Origin of the sequence: Flavobacterium shii, assembly GCF_025847235.1 — a bacterium.
In the GTDB taxonomy this organism is placed as follows: Bacteria; Bacteroidota; Bacteroidia; order Flavobacteriales; family Flavobacteriaceae; genus Flavobacterium; species Flavobacterium shii.
The window spans coordinates 462355-479301 of sequence record NZ_JAOZEW010000001.1; the positions used below are offsets into that span (position 1 = coordinate 462355).

Here is a 16947-nt window from a genome sequence, read left to right on the forward strand (position 1 = left end):
TCTTTAACAAATTTCTAAAATAATGCCTATATAAGCTTGTACAATTTTGGTTATGATTTATAAGATTTACAAATCCTCTAATTGTTTCCGCTTCTTGTCTTTCAACTGTTTATAATAAGTTGGAGAAAATCCTGTTACTTTTTTAAATTGATTACTCAGATGTGCAACACTACTATATTGAAGCTGAAAAGCAATTTCGCTCAGACTTAATTCATCGTATATAAGCAACTCTTTTACCTTCTCTATTTTCTGAGAGATAAAATATTTTTCAATAGTCGTTCCTTCTACTTCCGTAAAAAGATTACTCAACGAATTGTAGTCGTGTTGTAAATTGGTCGATAAATAATGGGATAAATTAGTGCTGAGGTCATTGTTTTTATAATGAACCAACTCGATAATCAAGGTTTTAGTTTTCTCAATAATCTTGCTTTTTTTATCATCTATAAGTTCAAAACCCAAAGAATTCAAGACTTCTACTAAACCTTCTTTTAAAGAATCTATTTCTGCTTCTTGTATTTCTACTTCACCTAGCTCTACTGTAATCGGATGAAGCCCGAGTTTTTCTAACTCCGACTTCACGACCATTTTACAGCGACTGCAAACCATGTTTTTAATATATAGCTTCATTTATTTGATAGTTTCTACAGTACTACCACAGCTCAACATTTTCGAACCATAATATGGGTTTTTAATGGCACTTTCTTTACTCAACCAGTTTGCTCCTTTACCATTATTTGCCATTGGACAAAACTGATAATAAGTAGGTGTTTCTCCTTTTGAAACTTTTAGTAATGCATATACATTTTTAGATAATGTCCCAAAATGGTCTCTTTGGTGTGTAGCATCTTTTGTATCAGCAATATGTTCAGCATCTTCTTTTAAGTCTTTTAAAACTTTCATCCAAACCATGTGTACATCCATTGGCAAACTTTCCATTTTTACTCCGTTTATAGCAGTAACTAATGTTTTGGCTTTCGCCGAAGCTGTAGCGCCATCTGTTTTTACCAAGGCATCTTTGATTCCGAAATAAGCATCAAAAACAGGTTTTAAGATAGTTGCTTTTTGGTCAACATCCGAAGAAGCCATTTTGTGGTTTGCATGCGCATCATGATTCATTTTCTCCGCAGGAACAACCATTGCCATTTTTTTAGTATTTCGCTCATATTGGCAACATTCAGGAAGTTTTGCATAAGCATCATTTGGTGCCAAAAACTCATTGCTGTCATATCCTGCTAGTGCAACACGTTTTAAGATTTCATCACTATTTGTTTTGGTTGCATCATAAGTAAGCGTTGCCATTTTAGATTTTTCATTCCAATCTACTTCAGCAATGTTTTTTAAATTCCCTGCTTTCTCGATTGTTTTTTTACACATTTCGCAGTTACCAAATATTTTTACTGTTTCCGTTTTTGCGTTTTTAATTTTTGCATCACATGCAGTGAATGATAGCAATGCAACGACTGCTACCAATAAAGTTTTTATTAATTTCATTTTCTTATAATTTATGTATCAAGAATTAGCAAACTCTCGTACGTTATTTGATATTAATTTTTTTTGAATACCTAAAGTTAACGTTTTATAGTAGACGCACTTATGGCTGTCACAGAAAACTTTTAGCTTATTTTTGGCGGAGACCAAATAGTATAAAATCCTGAAGATAAAGCATCTTCATAAGCATCAAAGAATTGTTCTTTATTAGAAAAATTAAAACAATTCAATTCAACTTCTTCCCATTTCTCAGAAGTAAGTACTGAAATAATGGTAACGCAACGGCAATTAGAATGGCTGCATTTATCATTACAACCTTCTTTTCCTTTTTTATTGGACTTAGAACCACAACAATCAGCAGTTGATTTTTTTTGTGTTTTTTCGGTTGTATGTTTCTTTTTTTCAGATTTCCTTCCACACGCTTCTGCTTGCATCGGCATCAAAAAGAGCCCAAACAAGAAAACAAAAAAGAATATGTGAGTTTTTGAAATCATCTAAAATTTTGAAATTCAAAGATACAACATATTTTTTTTAATGCTAAAATTATGTGGGTGAGTTGTGGTAATGGAACTTAAAAGAATGGAACGCGGATGATACGGATTCGCTATCGCGAAAACGCGGATAAAAACGGATTTACACAAGTTTTGTCATCCTGAGCGGAGTCGAAGGACTACAATATATTCCTTCCTAAAATTACAATACAATCTTTGTCAAAGTTCAAAACTTTGACAAAGATTCGAGCCTAGTTCATAAAGGAAAAAATCAGTTTTTATCCGCGTCTTTACTTTAGTAAATCCGTATCATCCGCGTACCATTTTTTTAGACAATCAAAGATAAATACAATCTATACTAACAAAAAATTACACTTCAATCGTGATAACATCTGTAAGCTTCGTAGAGAATTTGGGAGATAATCGTTCTTGTTTCATTTTCCATTGTCGCCCTAATGATTGTACACCAAATTTAACTTTGTTATCGCCAAAGCTTAAATTCATTTTATCGATAACACTCATCAATGGTTGATGCTTCGGATTAGAAGTACTGAATAAATTAAGTTGCGTTTCGTCATTTGGCGTTAAGCCCATAACAACAACTCCCGCTCTTTTATACGAATATCCACTTTTATAAATTTCCTTTAATCCTTTTTGTGCGGCTTGATTCAGCTCGATTGTTGAGTTGGTCGGGAAATCCGTATGTATAGTAATACTACGGGAATATTGCGATTGATCGTTTGCCAAATAATTTGTCTGGATAAAAACCGTTACCATATTGCAATGACAATTCTGACGTCTTAATTTCTCGGCACACGAAGCGGTAAAAGTGCTTACACGCTCCGAAATCTCATCGTAAGTAGCATATTTAGTTTCGAATGAACGCGTGGTCGCAATCATCTTTTTATTTCGTGGTGGTTCTAGGTCAAGTGTTGATTTTCCTTCTAACTCATGTTTTAGTCTGAGTCCTACAACTGCCATTTCTTTACGCACCCAAGCATCCGATAATTGTGTAAACTGATATGCGGTTAGGATATTCTTTTGCTTTAAGCGTTTGGCATGCTTCCGTCCTATTCCCCAAACGTCTTCAATTTTTGTCCATTTTAAGGCTTTGATTCTTTTCTCGTCAGTATCTATCGTGTAGACATTTTGAGTTCTTTCGGCAAATTTTCTTGCGATTTTATTTGCCACTTTTGCCAAAGCTTTCGTTGGAGCAAAGCCAACACTTACAGGGATTCCTGTTCCTCTTGTAATCTTTTTTCGCATGTCAAGTCCCAATTCATTCAAATCGAATAATTCGAAACCTGAAAATTTCAAGAAAGCTTCATCAATACTATATAATTCGATATCGGGGGTGTATGTTCTAAGCATATTCATTACCCGATTACTCATATCTCCGTACAATGCGTAATTAGAAGAATACACATAAATATTCTTTTCTTTAAACAGTGCTTCAAATTTAAATGCTGGTGCTCCCATCGGAACTCCCGCTAACTTTGCTTCATCAGAACGCGCAATAACACAACCATCATTATTAGAAAGGATAACAACTGGTTTTCCTATCAAATGTGGTTCGAATACCCTTTGGCAAGAGGCATAAAAATTATTACAATCGACTAAAGCAAACATTTTATATTATTTGAGATTATCTTTTTATTTCTCTGCAAAAATCTCTGTGTGTATGCGTGTGTTTAGACGCACTGCGGTGCGTCTCTACGATTACTAGATTGTGGAAAAATCTTTTATTAGCTGCTAATGTATCTTTGTTGTCAAAGTTTAAAACTTTGACAAAGATTGTGTCCCTATCCATAAAGAGAAAAATCCGTTTTTTTCAGCGTTTTCGCGATAGCGAATCTGTTTAATCCGCGTTCTATTCCAATACAATTGATAATTAAAAAGACTTTATCGAATGAACTACAATTCCCCAAATTAAAAGCTCATTTTCTGATGTAACTTTTATAGGTTCGTAATCTTCATTTTCGGCGATAAGCCAAACAATATCTTTTTCTATTTTAATACGTTTTACTGTGAATTTACCATCGACTTGACAAACTGCAATTTTGTTATTTTGGGGTTCCAAACTTTTATCGATAATCAACAAATCGCCATCGCTTATTCCCACATCTTTCATAGAATGCCCTTTTACTTTGGCAAAAAAAGTAGTGTCTTTATTTTTAATAAATTCTTTGTTGAGGTCTATCGTTAGCTCGATAAAATCATCGGCAGGAGATGGAAATCCCGCGCTAATACCTACATCAAAAAAAGGAATTTCTAATTTTGATGAGTAATCCGGAATGTAAAATTCTAAGGTTGTGTCGTCGTTATTTAAACTTCGTAATTTCATAGTTTACAAAATTACGGAAGTTATATTTTCCCTGTTACTATTTAGCACTAAATAGTTATCAACGGGTATGTTCTTTAGCTATTTGGAGATATTTTCTTGCTTAATCTTCTTCGGAACTTATGGTATGTATTGTGGTATTTATTATGACTTGGGTATTTGCGGTATGAGGTAAGGTTATTAAATACCAAAGCTACTATAAGTAATATTAAGACTCCTGTTAATACTGGTGATAAAACGTACCAATATCCTAACCCTTTTAGTTGGCTAGAACCTGTAACTGCAATAAGTGCCGTTGCTCCTCCTGGCGGGTGTAATGTTTTGGTTACTTGCATACAAACAATAGAAAGTGATACTGCCAAAGGTGCTGTAATCCAAACTATATCTGGTGCCAATTGTTGTACTGTAACACCTATAAATGCCGAAATTACATGACCTCCCACAAGGTTACGGGGTTGCGAAAACGGGCTTCTTACTTCTCCGTAAACCAAAACACTCGAAGCTCCAAACGAACCGATTAAATACACTAAATCTGAACCTGCAAAATGTTGCGTTTGTGTATAAGCGATTATTCCGATACCTACAAACGAACCTAGGAATGACCAGAATATCTCTTTGGAATTGACTAAGGTTTCTTTGTAAAGTATATATCTTGTTTTGCGGTAGCTTCTTTTTATTTTGTCAACACCCATAAATTATTTATTTTGCTATGCTTGGTAAAAATGTATAAACTGTATGCGGATAAATCATTTTTGCCGTGTACTTAGAGATCAAGCAAACAACTAAGATTGGTAAAAATAATGTGTAATCATTCGTTAGTCCGCAAACTAAGAAGATAGCAGTAAATGGTGCATGAATACTAGCACTTAAAACAGCTGCCATACCAATTACCATAAAGTTTAATGGAATTACCTGTGCATTAAAAAACGTATTTAAAACTGATGCTAATAGTAATCCTAAAAATGCTCCAATAAAAAGACTTGGTGCAAAAACACCGCCATCACCACCAGAAGCTAATGTTATAGAGGTTACAATAGGTTTTAAAAGTAAAATCCCAATAAAGGTAAAAGTCAATGTAAGCGTTAACGGAATAGCCGAATTACTAAAAATTCCTTTTATAGCATGATATCCTTCTCCATAAAGTTGTGGAAATATAAATAAGGAAACACTCAATACTATCGAACCTAAAATGATTTTATAATAATGTGTTTCTATCTTAGAGAACTGCCCTTTAAAAAACAATACGCAACGGGTTAAATAAACCGAATTGATTCCTGCCAAAATACCTAAAAGTATAAAATACGGAATCGCTTTTAAGTGCCAAGTTGTAATTTTTACTGCAAATAATGGTCCTTCGTTTAAAATCGTGATTAGTCCGAAAGCGATAGAAACTGCAATTAGGTTTGAGATTATAAATGCTCGGGTTACTTTTCTTGAAATTACTTCGATTGCAAATAAAATTCCTGCAATCGGGCTACTAAATAATGCTGTAACTCCTGCTGCAACTCCTGCGCAAATTAATTCGGTTTTATACTTGCGAAAAATATTTTCTTTTTGCTGTGCAACCGATCCAATAGTTGCTGTGGCTACAACTGTAGAAACTTCGATTCCTGTTGACCCTCCAAAAATAACCGTTAATAAACCATTAATAAAGTGCGATGGAATTTTATAATTAGGTAAGTTTTTAGACTTTGATTGCGTGCTTTCAAAAACTTCTTTGATTCCTTTATTTTCTTTTTTCTTGAATAAATACTGACGCAAAAAATAAATTATCGAAAGTCCGAAAACAGGAAAAACAACATAAAAAATTGGATTTACTGTAGCTTGATGAAAAAATATTTCTTCGTAATACTCCGTAATTTTCTTGAGTGAAATTCCTAAAAATGCCGAGAGAAAACCAATTAAAACAGAGACAATAACTAATTTTCGAAATTTAATAAATTGATGATTCTTTTTGATTTGCGCCGTTTTGTTCATCAGAAGTTTGAAGTTTAAACTCACTTTTTATAAGTGGTTTACAAATTTAGAGAAACAGAACCGTAATCGTTTTAAAACACATAATTATTGCATTTTTTTAACAGCAACGTAAGAAAATTACCTTTCGTAAAACTCTAAAGGCAAATCATCTGGGTCTGCAATAAAAGTAAATCGTTTATGGGTTGTTTCATCAATTCGTATCGCTTCATAAGCAACATTTTTTGATGCTAAAAACGCAATTGTTTCATCTAAATCAGATACCTCAAAAGCTAAATGACGCATGCCTGCAGCTTCTGGTCTGGAAGTTCGTGCTGGCGGATTTGGAAACGAAAATAACTCGACAATATATTCCCCATTTAAAGCCAAATCTAGTTTATATGACTGGCGCTCTTCGCGGTAAATTTCTCTAATTATGGTTAACCCCATAATCTCTGTGTAAAACAATTTTGACTTGTTGTAATCACTACAAATAATGGCAATATGATGAACTTTGTTTAATGAAAGCATTAATTTTTATTTTCTGGTTCTTGATTTAATTTTCTAATCACTTTGGCTGGATTTCCAACTGCAAGCGAATTATCTGGAATGTCTTTTGTTACAACCGACCCCGCTCCTATTACGCAACCTTTCCCGATAGTTACTCCCGGACATATTACCGAGTTTCCTCCTATCCAGCAATCATCTCCTATAGAAATTGGTAATGAGCTTTCTAATGTTTTTCTTAATTCTGCGTCAAGCGGATGTGTAGCTGTATAAATTTGAACATTGGGAGCAAAAAATACATTCGACCCAATATTTACTGGAGCACAATCAAGAATAACACAGTTTACATTAAAATAAACATTATCGCCACAAGTTATATTGTATCCATAATCGCAATGAAACGGTGGTTCTATATAAAAACTCTTACCTGTATTTGGGATTAACTCTTCTAAGATTAGTTTGGCTTTTTTAGTCAAACGATATTCGGTTACATTTAAACGATGCAATAAATTTTTAGCTCTTCTACGATCTTTTACTAAAATTGAATCTCCAGCTAAATAGTAATCTCCAGCAATCATTTTTTCTTTTTCGGTTTTCATAAATATAACGATATTTTTTTCTTGTTTTTTTTCAAGTAAAATGTTTTTAATCTGTTAAAGTAACTTTTTAAGAATAACTATTTGTCCTAAATGATAAACATCATGTTGGATAATTCCGTGTATATGTTCGTAATAAGTATGACCGTTATTAACATATATTTTATCTAAATGTACATCATCGAAGTTCTCAAAAAATGAATTCCATAATTCTTGTGATTTTGCCAAACTTTGAAGTGATTGCTCCCAAGCTGCCTCAGATGGATCTAAAACAGGCACAAAATAATTATGATCAGGAGTGGTGACTACTTCTCCCTGAACACGTCTTAAAATATTCCTTCTCCATTGTATAAGATGATTGGTAATCTCCCAAATCGTATTTAAATTAGGATTTATCTTCTTATATGCCTGATTTGCACTTACATCTTTTAAAGTATTTGCCAATGTGACTTCTAGCCACGGATTGCCATTATAAATGGATTGATATAGACTTGAAATTCTTTTATTTTCTGACATAATAAATCATTTTTAAAACACAGAAGCTAAGATACAAATAAGTAATTTACAACTCATCCTCAAAATTCTACAATTGGGTTATTTAATATTTTTTAACTAAAACTGTTAAAATACATTTGTCTCATCAAAATCAATCATCATGAAAACCAAGTTTCAAGAATTAAAGAAAAACGGAATATCATCGAAAACCAAATCGTTTTTTACAATCGCGTTTTTATTAATAACCTCAATCATTTTTGCTCAAAACACAGTTTCAGGAAAAGTAGTTGACGAAAAAGGAAAACCAATTGCAGGTGCAAACATATATATTGATGGCACTTATGACGGAGCTACCAGTGCCGAAAATGGAGAATTTTCGTTTGTAACCGAGACTACCGGCAACCAGATATTAGTTGTAAGTTTTTTAATTTATGAGACTACGAAAACAACAATAGATGTTACTAGTTATAAAAATCAGACTATTAAATTAAAAGAAAATGTAAATTCATTGGATGCAGTAGTTATTACGGCTGGAACTATGGAATCTGGCGATAAAGCAAGGGTTTCGGTTTTAAAACCTTTGGACATTGTTACTACCGCAGGATCTGCCGGAAATATTATAGCAGCTCTACAAACATTACCCGGAACTCAAAATGTGGGAGAAGATGGACGCTTATTTGTTCGTGGAGGGGAAGCTAGTGAAACACAAACTTTTATTGATGGCATTCGGGTTTCACAACCTTATGGTGCATCAGTACAAAACTTACCAACTCGCGGTCGTTTCTCCCCCTTTTTATTTAGCGGAATCGCCTTTTCTACCGGAGGTTATTCAGCAGAATATGGAGAAGCTTTATCTAGTGTATTACTATTGAATACTCAGGATGAACCCGATCAAAACAAAACAGACATTGCCTTGATGACTGTGGGTTTAGGAGTTGGTCACACAAAAAAATGGGATAAAAGCTCTTTGAGTGTAAATGTGAGTTACATTAATCTGGCACCTTATCAAGCAGCAATAAAACAAAACGTAGACTGGAATCAACCCTATCAATCTATATCTGGAGAAAGTGTTTATCGTTATCATTTTAATAGTGGAACCCTAAAACTATATACCGCATTTGATACTTCGAAAATTGATATCAATCAGCAGAATATAAATTTTACAGATAAAATCAGAGTGAATTTAGTTAATAACAACTTCTATTTAAATACTGTTTACAATGGAACTTTTGGAGATAACTGGCAAATTACTTCTGGATTGAGTTATGGATATAACAGTAACAAAAAAGATATTTATATTAATCATATAAATGATGATGAAAACGCAGCTCACCTAAAGTTCAAATTAAAAAAGAGTCTTTCAAACAGAGTAAAATTATCTTTTGGAGCCGATTATTTCATCACTAAGTACAGTGAAGATTTTCAAGATAATTTAACCCCAACAATTACCAATGGGTACGACTCTAATATTGCAGCAATTTACGCCGAAACAGACATTTCATTTTCTAAAAATCTGGCTGCAAAAGTAGGTTTTAGAGCTTCAAATAATAGTTTACTAGATGAAACAGCATTAGCACCAAGGATTTCATTGGCATATAAAGTTGCCAAAAACAGTCAGTTTTCACTTGCTTATGGTGACTTTACACAAGCTCCGGTTGTTGATTATATCAAATATTCAAAATACCATCAATTCGAAAGTGAAAGAGCAGCACATTATATTCTAAACTTTCAATATAACAAAACAGGACGCACTTTTAGAGCCGAAGCTTATTACAAAGATTACAGCAATTTGGTAAAATACAATACTCAGGATATTCAATACAACTCTGTTTTTAACAACAACGGTTCTGGTTATGCCAAAGGATTGGATTTATTTTGGAGAGATAGCAAATTATATAAAAATCTGGAATACTGGATTTCCTATTCTTATATTGATACCAAAAGAGATTATAAAAATTTCCCTGTAAGCGCAACACCAGATTTTGTAGCGAATCAAACATTATCTGTAGTAACAAAATATTTTATCACAGATTGGAAATCACAAATTGGTTTCACTAACAGTTTTAGCACAGGAAGACCTTACAATAATCCAAACGAAACACAATTTATGAATGGAAAAACAAAATCATACAATAGTTTAAGTTTCAACTGGGCTTATTTATTGACCACACAAAAGATTTTATACTTCTCTGTTTCGAATATTTTAGGAACTCAAAATGTTTATGGCTACGATTACGCCAAAACTCCTGATGCAACTGGAGTTTACAACAGACAAGCCGTTATACCTACAGCAGATCGATTTTTCTTCGTTGGTTTCTTTTGGACAATCAGCGATAATAAAAATGAGAATCAGTTGAAGAATTTATAGAGGAAAGGTACTGAGGTTCTGAGGGACAAAGGTTCAAAGGTTTTACCAATATTGTGTGGAAAAGGTTCTGAGGTACTGAGAAACTAAGTTACTAAGTTTCTCAGAATCTAAAAAAACTTAGCACCTCAGAACCTTAAAAAAAAACCTTTGTCCCTTTGAACCTCCTTTAAATCTTTGAACCTTCCTCAAACAATTCATCCCTAAAATTCAACAACTCAGTAACATAAAATTTAAAGAGAATAAAAACTATAATACTTTTGAAGTATAAATTAACAAACGTTTCAATCATCAAAAAATAACTAAACCTTAAAAACAAGAAATCATGACAAAATTTATTACCGTAATCACTTTATTTATTTGCAGCTTTTTATCTGCTCAAACACAATTTGAACAAGGAATGGGAAAAGCATTTGGGCTTTGGAAAGAAGGAAAAAATACCGAAGCATCTGATTTATTTGAAAGAATTGCTGCTGCCGAAAAAACAAGTTGGTTACCTAATTATTACGTAGCATTAGTAAATACAACATCAGCTTTTAAAACTCAGGATAAAATACAAATAGATTTATTACTTACCAAAGCACAAAACGCATTGAATATCGAAATGATAAAAGATCAAAATAACGCTGAGCTTTATGTATTACAAGCTTTGATTTATACTGCTTGGGTTGTATCTGATCCTATGACAAACGGAATGAAATATTCGGCTAAAACTATGGAAATGTATAACAAAGCCGAAGCACTAGCTCCTGAGAATCCTAGAGTTGTTTTTGGTAAAGCCGATTTTCAATTGGGTGGAGCAAAATGGACTGGAGTCGACACTAAACCTTTGTGTGCACAAGTTGATAAAGCTATCGGACTTTTTGCTACTTTTAAACCAGAAACTCCTTTTTCACCAAAATGGGGTTTAGACAGAGCTCTTGAAGTTCAGAAAACTTGCAAATAAAATTTGTTAAAATCTCAAATTACTTTATAACGTAATTTGAGATTTATAACTACTAAAAAAGAAAATAATGCATTTAAAACCACATATAATTAAAGCTTTACTTATTGGGATGATAATTTTTATAGTGTCCATTTTAATTGAATTTATTTCAGTTGGAACCGAAATTTTTACTCCTAATTTATTTCCGTATTTTTTATGTAGTATGCTGTATAGCATTACATTATATATTGTTAACATATCATTATTTATTTTTTTAGACAAAGTCTTTAAAAACAATCCTTATTCTTTAAAGCGCATAATTATTGGTTTTATCAGTTCTTTTTTCATCTCCTTATTTACCATTTTTTTACTTCGTGTTTTTTTAAGAGTTATTATAGAACAAAAATCAATCGCTTATTTCTTAGCCACCGAAACCCCTTCAAATTATATTGAGTCTTCTATTATTACTTTTATCGTACTACTGGCTTTTCACGCATTGCATTTTTATAAAGTATATAATGAGAACCGGGTTAAGGAACAAAAGATTATTGCAGGAACCGCTTCCGCAAAATTTGAGAGTTTAAAAAACCAGATTGACCCACATTTCCTTTTTAATAGTTTAAACGTATTAAGTTCATTGATAGAAGAAAATCCAGATAATGCACAACGTTTTACAACTTCTTTATCTAAGATTTATCGATATGTATTGGAACAAAAAGACAAAGAACTAGTTTCGGTAGAAGATGAATTAGCTTTTGCAAAAACGTATATGAATTTATTAAAAATGCGTTTTGAGAACAGTTTATTTTATGAATTACCAACGCAAGAAATCAATCCAGATGCAAAAGTAGTTCCGCTGTCATTGCAGCTTTTATTAGAAAACACCGTAAAGCATAATGTTGTAAGCGAACAAAAACCACTAAACATTCGGATATTTATTGATGGCGATTATTTAGCCGTTCAAAATGATTTTCAGAAAAAAGAAGTACTACAGGATCGTCAAGGTGTAGGATTACAAAATATCATAAGTCGCTATGGAATCATAACTAGCAGGAAAGTGTTGATTGAACAAAATGACGCAACATTCACTGTTAGGATACCAATTTTAACAAAACAGATTACTGTTATGGAAACAACATCAGATTATAATGAAAATGGTGCTTACTACAGAGCTAAAAAAAGGGTTGAAGAAATTAAAGGTTTTTATGGAAACCTGATCTCTTACTGTTGTGTAATTCCCTTTTTAATTTTTATAAACTTACGATTCTCTCCTGGATTTCAATGGTTTTGGTTCTCTGCTCTAGGCTGGGGTTTTGGGCTACTTATGCATGCTCTTAAAGTGTTTGGATATAGTTCCAACTGGGAAGAAAGAAAAATTCAGGAAATTTTACGAAAAGAAGACAACAAACAAAATTGGAAATAATGGAAACCAAAAATCAATATGACGACCGTTATCTTAAAGCAAAAAATAGAGTTCACGACATAAAGGGTTTTTATAGCAATCTGACTTCATTTATTATCGTCAATCTTATTTTCTTATTCATTAATTTGAATTATTCTCCAGATCATTTATGGTTTTATTGGCCATTAATGTGGTGGGGATTAGGAGTGATTTTTCATGGATTGAAAGTCTACAATTGTTTTCCCATATTTAATAAAGAATGGGAAAAACAAAAAGTAAAAGAATACATGGATAAAGAAAAATCAAAAAATGAAAAATGGCAATAATATTTAAATTAAATCAAAATGGGAAGATTTAGAAGACGCATGTTCGAAGATTATAACGAAAACATAAGCAACGACGAACGCTACAATATAGCATACAAAAGAGTACGAAGAATAAAAGGTTTTTATTCACACTTAACAATATATGTTCTCGTAAATACATTCATTCTTATTGCCAGTACAAATCGAGGTTTTATTGGCAACGAGGAATTCTGGAGGTGGGAAACTTTCTCTACTGCACTATTTTGGGGTATTGGTCTGGCAGCTCATTGGTTCTCTGTATTTGGAAGAAATTTATTTTTTAGTCACGATTGGGAAGAAAGAAAAATAAAAGAATACATGGAAAAAGAAGCCAATCAAAAATGGGAATAACTTGGTATAATTCTCTGCTAAAAAAAATTTAAAAATTGTTTTATCGGTTAAATTTTAACTATTACTTTTAACCAACCAAAACTTTTGCTAAATCAAAAATGAAAACAATAATCATAGAAGACGAGAAACCAGCAGCACGACTATTACAACGTAAACTAGGCAAAATAGATGTTCCTGTTGAAATAATGCTTCACTCGGTTGTAGAAGCAATCGATTGGTTTTCTAAAAATGAACATCCTGATTTAATTTTTCTGGACATTCAGTTATCAGATGGATTATCATTTGAAATTTTTGAAAAAATAGACATTAAAAGCGCTGTAATCTTCACAACTGCTTATGATGAATATGCGTTAAAAGCCTTTAAGCTTAATAGTATTGATTATCTTTTAAAACCGATAGATGAAGACGATCTGAATATAGCTGTTTCTAAATTCAAATCTCGTTTTCCGAAAAAAGAAAATAATACACAAAACCTTGAAATTGATTTTGAACAGATAAAGAAGATGCTTTCAAATCCATTCGAAAAAGTTTATAAAAAACGATTCACTGTTAAAGTGGGACAACATCTTAAAGTAATCGGAATAGAAGAAGTTGAATGTTTTTTTAGCGAAAATAAAGGTACTTACTTACACACTATAGATAATAGAAACTACTTAATCGATTCAACTTTAGAAATTCTGGAACAGGAATTGAATCCTAAAGATTTTTATCGTGTAAGCCGAAAATATATTATTCCGCTTCCGGCGATTAGAGAAATTATATTGTATAGCAATTCACGCCTGAAAATAATCCTGCCTACTTATAAAGATGATGAGGTAATTGTAAGTCGCGAGAAAGTTTCTGATTTTAAAAACTGGATTGGATAGGTTTCTTTTTTGCCACAGATTTCAAGAAAGTCGGTTTGTGACTTTGACAAAGAGTTGCTAACTTAAATTGTCTATAATGGGACGCGGATGAAACGGATTTAAAAATAATCAAAAATAAAATCCGTTTAATCCGTGTTTTCGCCTTAGCGAATCCACATAATCCGTGTTCCTTTGGCAATGAGTTAGATAGATTTTAAAGAATTAAATAGATTTAAAACTTTGCGAACCTTGCGTATCCCTTTGCGAACTCTGCGGTTAATTTACTATACCACAGGATAAAAATACTTCCTGATTCCTATCATTACAAAAATCAGAACAGAATATCCGATGAAAAAAGGAGCAATATATTCGATGCCATCCATTGCCAACATAAGTGCGATAAGCAATAGCTGAAAGCCTAATCCGTATAATGAAACGAAAGTCATAAACCAGTTCGGGAATGTTTTTACCTTATAGGCATCACTATCGAGTGCATGAATTATTTTATCAAAAAGACCATATACAATAATATAAACCTGATGCAAAAAAATAACTGATTTTTGATTTTCGCCCGGTAATGCTTTAGGGATTTCATCTTCAAATATTTTACTCGTTCTATCTCCTCCTACCGATTTATTTCGCAAAATCACATAGTAATAATTGTATAATGTACCTTGTAACTGTATACATAAAAAAGCAAGGATTGTAATAGGTAGAGTAGTTTTAGAAACATAACAGATACTTATTAGGAACAAAAAATTTAAGATAATATCAAATATACTATCAAGGTATCTTCCTGTATAAGAAGGTGTTTTCTTTATTCGGGCAAGTTCTCCATCGGCGGCATCAATAATAGACTTTAATATTATAAAAAAACCAGCCCAATAAAAGTGATTTTCCAAAATACAATAAATCGCAATTAACCCCGTAATTCCAAAAAGCAACGTTACATCAATAGGTGTAAATCGTGTATTTTGTAACTTTTTTGCAAAAAACCTTCCAAAAGGTCTTCCATAATCTGATAAATCATAAAATTTATCTTGTGCAGCAAGTTTAGACATCTATGTTTTTATAAACAAAAGAGTTGCGACAATATAGTCAGTGTAATTTACGAAAAAAATATTATTTATTAATCTATTGATTACAAATAAATAATAATTCTAATCTGTGGCAGAGAAATTAACCGCAAAGGTCACAAAGGGATACGCAAAATTCACAAAGTTTTTATCCTTTGAACCTTTGCTGCTATGAACCTCTGTAACTTTATTCTGCTGCATTAATTTCTATTGCACCAAACTTCCAATCAGGGTTTAATTTTTGAGAATCTACTGGTTTAATAAAAACTATCGATCCAATTTTTTCTATTTTATTATTAACTGTATTTGTATCAATATACCTCAACAATTCATCATAAGCCTGATTCTTATTCTTTGGTTTATCTGATATAATTCCAATTTTTGATAGATATTCAGCTGAAGGAATTACTAATTTCAATGGGGTATTTTCGATATTATTTTTATAAAAAGTATCAAGAATAAATTTCTTAGTCGTGATTATAATAACTCCCGAATCTGACCCGTATTTCATTGAGTTAGCATCTTTATATACTGTCATAGTCGAAATATCATTTGGATTTATAGATTCCAAAGTATTTTTCACCTCATCCATGAAGCCTATTTTTTTGGCATCCAAAATAACTAAGGGCTGAGGTTTATTCTGCCCATAAGTAAAACATACAAGAATAAGAGAAAGGAACAAATAAACTTTTTTCATAAAATTAGGTCAGTATAAATTGAATGAGTTACTTACTTAATCTATGTAGTGTATAAGTCATTGCACTTAAAAGGAAAAATGCCATTATCTGATGGATCAATCCTAAAGCGATTGGCACATGGTATAAAAGTGTAAAAACTCCTAAAATAAATTGTAAAAACACAAAAACAACTAGTGTTTTAACTCCTGCAGATTGTGTTTTACTAAGGGAGAATTGTGTGCTTTTAAAATATAGAAAAAGAATAATGGCGACAACTACATAAGCAAATGTTCTATGTACAAACTGTACTCCACTTTTACCTTCTATTAAATTTTTTACAAGCGTAGGTTGCTCAATAAAAACTGAATCATGAATAAATTGTCCATCACTCATTAATGGCCAATGATTGTGAATTAAACCTGCATTTAAACCTGCTACAAATCCTCCATAAATTATTTGTATCAACAATACTACCAAAGCAACTCTCGCGATATTTCGAAGGTAAATATTGATCTCAATTTTATTTCTTTCGGGATAAATTAAATCCAATGCAACCCATAATGTATATGCAAAGGTTACAAAAGCAAACGTTAAGTGAAGTGAAAGTCTAAAATGGCTTACATCCGGATTGTCTATTAAACCGCTTCTTACCATAAACCATCCCAAGAAACCTTGAAAACCTCCCATTGCCAAAAGAACAATACATTTCTTAATTGTAGAACTGTCCAGTTTCTTCTTGATTAAAAAATAAACAAAAGGCACAAAGAAAACAAGTCCGATGATGCGTCCTATAAAACGGTGAAACCATTCCCAAAAATAGATAAATTTATAATCTGAAAGTTGGAAATCATTATGAATATTAATTTTTTGATATTCTGGAAACTTCTTGTATTGCTCGAAAGCTTCATTCCATTTTGCCTCAGTCAAAGGCGGAAAAGTATCTGTTACCAAATGCCAGTCGGTCATAGATAATCCTGAATTTGTAAGTCGGGTAATCCCTCCTACTACAACCATTAAAAACAATAAAAAACATCCTGACAAAAGCCAAATGATTACTGATTTATTTTCTCTTTTCATTTTATTTTACTTGA

General features: G+C 32.2%; 19 protein-coding genes. 6 read left to right on the forward strand and 13 right to left on the reverse strand.

Features of this window, described 5'->3' with window-relative positions; genetic code table 11:
- Nucleotides 1-66: 66 nt before the first annotated feature.
- From OIU83_RS01940 to OIU83_RS01985, 10 genes are all read right to left on the reverse strand, one after another.
- The gene (locus tag OIU83_RS01940) at nucleotides 67-627 is read right to left on the reverse strand and encodes a helix-turn-helix domain-containing protein (RefSeq protein WP_264204593.1); all 561 of its coding nucleotides are present in this window, start codon (nucleotides 625-627) and stop codon (nucleotides 67-69) included.
- Complete coding sequence (locus tag OIU83_RS01945; protein ID WP_264204594.1) at nucleotides 628-1491, reverse strand: DUF3347 domain-containing protein; 864 nt, start codon at nucleotides 1489-1491, stop codon at nucleotides 628-630. It lies immediately after the preceding gene.
- A 122-nt stretch (nucleotides 1492-1613) separates the two neighbouring features.
- Complete coding sequence (locus OIU83_RS01950) at nucleotides 1614-1982, reverse strand: hypothetical protein (RefSeq protein ID WP_264204595.1); 369 nt, start codon at nucleotides 1980-1982, stop codon at nucleotides 1614-1616.
- 366 nt (nucleotides 1983-2348) lie between these two features.
- On the reverse strand, nucleotides 2349-3608 hold the full coding sequence (locus OIU83_RS01955) for a Y-family DNA polymerase (RefSeq protein ID WP_264204596.1): 1260 nt from the start codon (nucleotides 3606-3608) through the stop codon (nucleotides 2349-2351).
- A gap of 262 nt (nucleotides 3609-3870) precedes the next feature.
- The gene (locus OIU83_RS01960; RefSeq protein ID WP_035621066.1) at nucleotides 3871-4323 is read right to left on the reverse strand and encodes a LexA family protein; all 453 of its coding nucleotides are present in this window, start codon (nucleotides 4321-4323) and stop codon (nucleotides 3871-3873) included.
- Nucleotides 4324-4397: 74 nt separating this feature from the next.
- Entirely contained in the window at nucleotides 4398-5012 is a 615-nt protein-coding gene (locus OIU83_RS01965; protein ID WP_264204597.1) for an HPP family protein, read from the reverse strand.
- Between the two features lie 7 nt (nucleotides 5013-5019).
- The gene (locus tag OIU83_RS01970; RefSeq protein ID WP_264204598.1) at nucleotides 5020-6297 is read right to left on the reverse strand and encodes a chloride channel protein; all 1278 of its coding nucleotides are present in this window, start codon (nucleotides 6295-6297) and stop codon (nucleotides 5020-5022) included.
- A 117-nt stretch (nucleotides 6298-6414) separates the two neighbouring features.
- A complete protein-coding gene (gloA2, locus tag OIU83_RS01975; protein WP_264204599.1) occupies nucleotides 6415-6804 on the reverse strand; it encodes an SMU1112c/YaeR family gloxylase I-like metalloprotein in 390 nt (129 codons plus the stop codon).
- A complete protein-coding gene (locus tag OIU83_RS01980; protein WP_264204600.1) occupies nucleotides 6804-7379 on the reverse strand; it encodes a sugar O-acetyltransferase in 576 nt (191 codons plus the stop codon). The genes gloA2 and OIU83_RS01980 overlap by 1 nt, the downstream gene beginning before the upstream one ends.
- 54 nt (nucleotides 7380-7433) lie before the next feature.
- The gene (locus OIU83_RS01985; RefSeq protein ID WP_264204601.1) at nucleotides 7434-7892 is read right to left on the reverse strand and encodes a DinB family protein; all 459 of its coding nucleotides are present in this window, start codon (nucleotides 7890-7892) and stop codon (nucleotides 7434-7436) included.
- Between the two features lie 139 nt (nucleotides 7893-8031).
- Here OIU83_RS01985 and OIU83_RS01990 point away from each other — a divergent pair, with 139 nt between their 5' ends.
- From OIU83_RS01990 to OIU83_RS02015, 6 genes are all read left to right on the forward strand, one after another.
- Nucleotides 8032-10239, forward strand: a complete 2208-nt coding sequence (locus OIU83_RS01990; protein ID WP_264204602.1) for a TonB-dependent receptor — start codon at nucleotides 8032-8034, stop codon at nucleotides 10237-10239.
- A gap of 322 nt (nucleotides 10240-10561) precedes the next feature.
- On the forward strand, nucleotides 10562-11182 hold the full coding sequence (locus tag OIU83_RS01995; RefSeq protein ID WP_264204603.1) for a hypothetical protein: 621 nt from the start codon (nucleotides 10562-10564) through the stop codon (nucleotides 11180-11182).
- Nucleotides 11183-11249: 67 nt separating this feature from the next.
- Nucleotides 11250-12584, forward strand: a complete 1335-nt coding sequence (locus tag OIU83_RS02000) for a 2TM domain-containing protein (RefSeq protein ID WP_264204604.1) — start codon at nucleotides 11250-11252, stop codon at nucleotides 12582-12584.
- Entirely contained in the window at nucleotides 12584-12889 is a 306-nt protein-coding gene (locus tag OIU83_RS02005) for a 2TM domain-containing protein (RefSeq protein ID WP_264204605.1), read from the forward strand. The genes OIU83_RS02000 and OIU83_RS02005 overlap by 1 nt, the downstream gene beginning before the upstream one ends.
- A gap of 18 nt (nucleotides 12890-12907) precedes the next feature.
- The gene (locus OIU83_RS02010; RefSeq protein ID WP_264204606.1) at nucleotides 12908-13258 is read left to right on the forward strand and encodes a 2TM domain-containing protein; all 351 of its coding nucleotides are present in this window, start codon (nucleotides 12908-12910) and stop codon (nucleotides 13256-13258) included.
- Between the two features lie 98 nt (nucleotides 13259-13356).
- The gene (locus OIU83_RS02015; protein ID WP_264204607.1) at nucleotides 13357-14124 is read left to right on the forward strand and encodes a LytR/AlgR family response regulator transcription factor; all 768 of its coding nucleotides are present in this window, start codon (nucleotides 13357-13359) and stop codon (nucleotides 14122-14124) included.
- 263 nt (nucleotides 14125-14387) lie between these two features.
- Here OIU83_RS02015 and OIU83_RS02020 read toward each other — a convergent pair whose 3' ends face one another.
- The 3 genes from OIU83_RS02020 to OIU83_RS02030 all read right to left on the reverse strand — a co-directional run bounded on the left by OIU83_RS02020 (nucleotide 14388) and on the right by OIU83_RS02030 (nucleotide 16933).
- Entirely contained in the window at nucleotides 14388-15164 is a 777-nt protein-coding gene (locus OIU83_RS02020) for a CDP-alcohol phosphatidyltransferase family protein (protein ID WP_264204608.1), read from the reverse strand.
- 202 nt (nucleotides 15165-15366) lie between these two features.
- Nucleotides 15367-15876 (reverse strand): TonB-dependent receptor, encoded by a 510-nt coding sequence (locus OIU83_RS02025; RefSeq protein ID WP_264204609.1) that lies wholly within the window; start codon nucleotides 15874-15876, stop codon nucleotides 15367-15369.
- Nucleotides 15877-15904: 28 nt separating this feature from the next.
- On the reverse strand, nucleotides 15905-16933 hold the full coding sequence (locus OIU83_RS02030) for a COX15/CtaA family protein (RefSeq protein WP_264204610.1): 1029 nt from the start codon (nucleotides 16931-16933) through the stop codon (nucleotides 15905-15907).
- Nucleotides 16934-16947 lie beyond the last annotated feature (14 nt).

Coding starts and splice junctions, on each gene's coding strand:
- OIU83_RS02020 (WP_264204608.1), bottom strand. CDS start 15,164: ATGTCTAAACTTGCTGCACAAGATAAATTTTATGATTTATCAGATTAT.
- OIU83_RS02015 (WP_264204607.1), top strand. CDS start 13,357: ATGAAAACAATAATCATAGAAGACGAGAAACCAGCAGCACGACTATTA.
- OIU83_RS01980 (WP_264204600.1), bottom strand. CDS start 7,379: ATGAAAACCGAAAAAGAAAAAATGATTGCTGGAGATTACTATTTAGCT.
- OIU83_RS01985 (WP_264204601.1), bottom strand. CDS start 7,892: ATGTCAGAAAATAAAAGAATTTCAAGTCTATATCAATCCATTTATAAT.
- OIU83_RS01965 (WP_264204597.1), bottom strand. CDS start 5,012: ATGGGTGTTGACAAAATAAAAAGAAGCTACCGCAAAACAAGATATATA.
- OIU83_RS02000 (WP_264204604.1), top strand. CDS start 11,250: ATGCATTTAAAACCACATATAATTAAAGCTTTACTTATTGGGATGATA.
- OIU83_RS01940 (WP_264204593.1), bottom strand. CDS start 627: ATGAAGCTATATATTAAAAACATGGTTTGCAGTCGCTGTAAAATGGTC.
- OIU83_RS02025 (WP_264204609.1), bottom strand. CDS start 15,876: ATGAAAAAAGTTTATTTGTTCCTTTCTCTTATTCTTGTATGTTTTACT.
- OIU83_RS01995 (WP_264204603.1), top strand. CDS start 10,562: ATGACAAAATTTATTACCGTAATCACTTTATTTATTTGCAGCTTTTTA.
- OIU83_RS01960 (WP_035621066.1), bottom strand. CDS start 4,323: ATGAAATTACGAAGTTTAAATAACGACGACACAACCTTAGAATTTTAC.
- OIU83_RS01990 (WP_264204602.1), top strand. CDS start 8,032: ATGAAAACCAAGTTTCAAGAATTAAAGAAAAACGGAATATCATCGAAA.
- OIU83_RS02030 (WP_264204610.1), bottom strand. CDS start 16,933: ATGAAAAGAGAAAATAAATCAGTAATCATTTGGCTTTTGTCAGGATGT.
- OIU83_RS01950 (WP_264204595.1), bottom strand. CDS start 1,982: ATGATTTCAAAAACTCACATATTCTTTTTTGTTTTCTTGTTTGGGCTC.
- OIU83_RS01945 (WP_264204594.1), bottom strand. CDS start 1,491: ATGAAATTAATAAAAACTTTATTGGTAGCAGTCGTTGCATTGCTATCA.
- OIU83_RS02010 (WP_264204606.1), top strand. CDS start 12,908: ATGGGAAGATTTAGAAGACGCATGTTCGAAGATTATAACGAAAACATA.
- gloA2 (WP_264204599.1), bottom strand. CDS start 6,804: ATGCTTTCATTAAACAAAGTTCATCATATTGCCATTATTTGTAGTGAT.
- OIU83_RS01955 (WP_264204596.1), bottom strand. CDS start 3,608: ATGTTTGCTTTAGTCGATTGTAATAATTTTTATGCCTCTTGCCAAAGG.
- OIU83_RS02005 (WP_264204605.1), top strand. CDS start 12,584: ATGGAAACCAAAAATCAATATGACGACCGTTATCTTAAAGCAAAAAAT.
- OIU83_RS01970 (WP_264204598.1), bottom strand. CDS start 6,297: ATGAACAAAACGGCGCAAATCAAAAAGAATCATCAATTTATTAAATTT.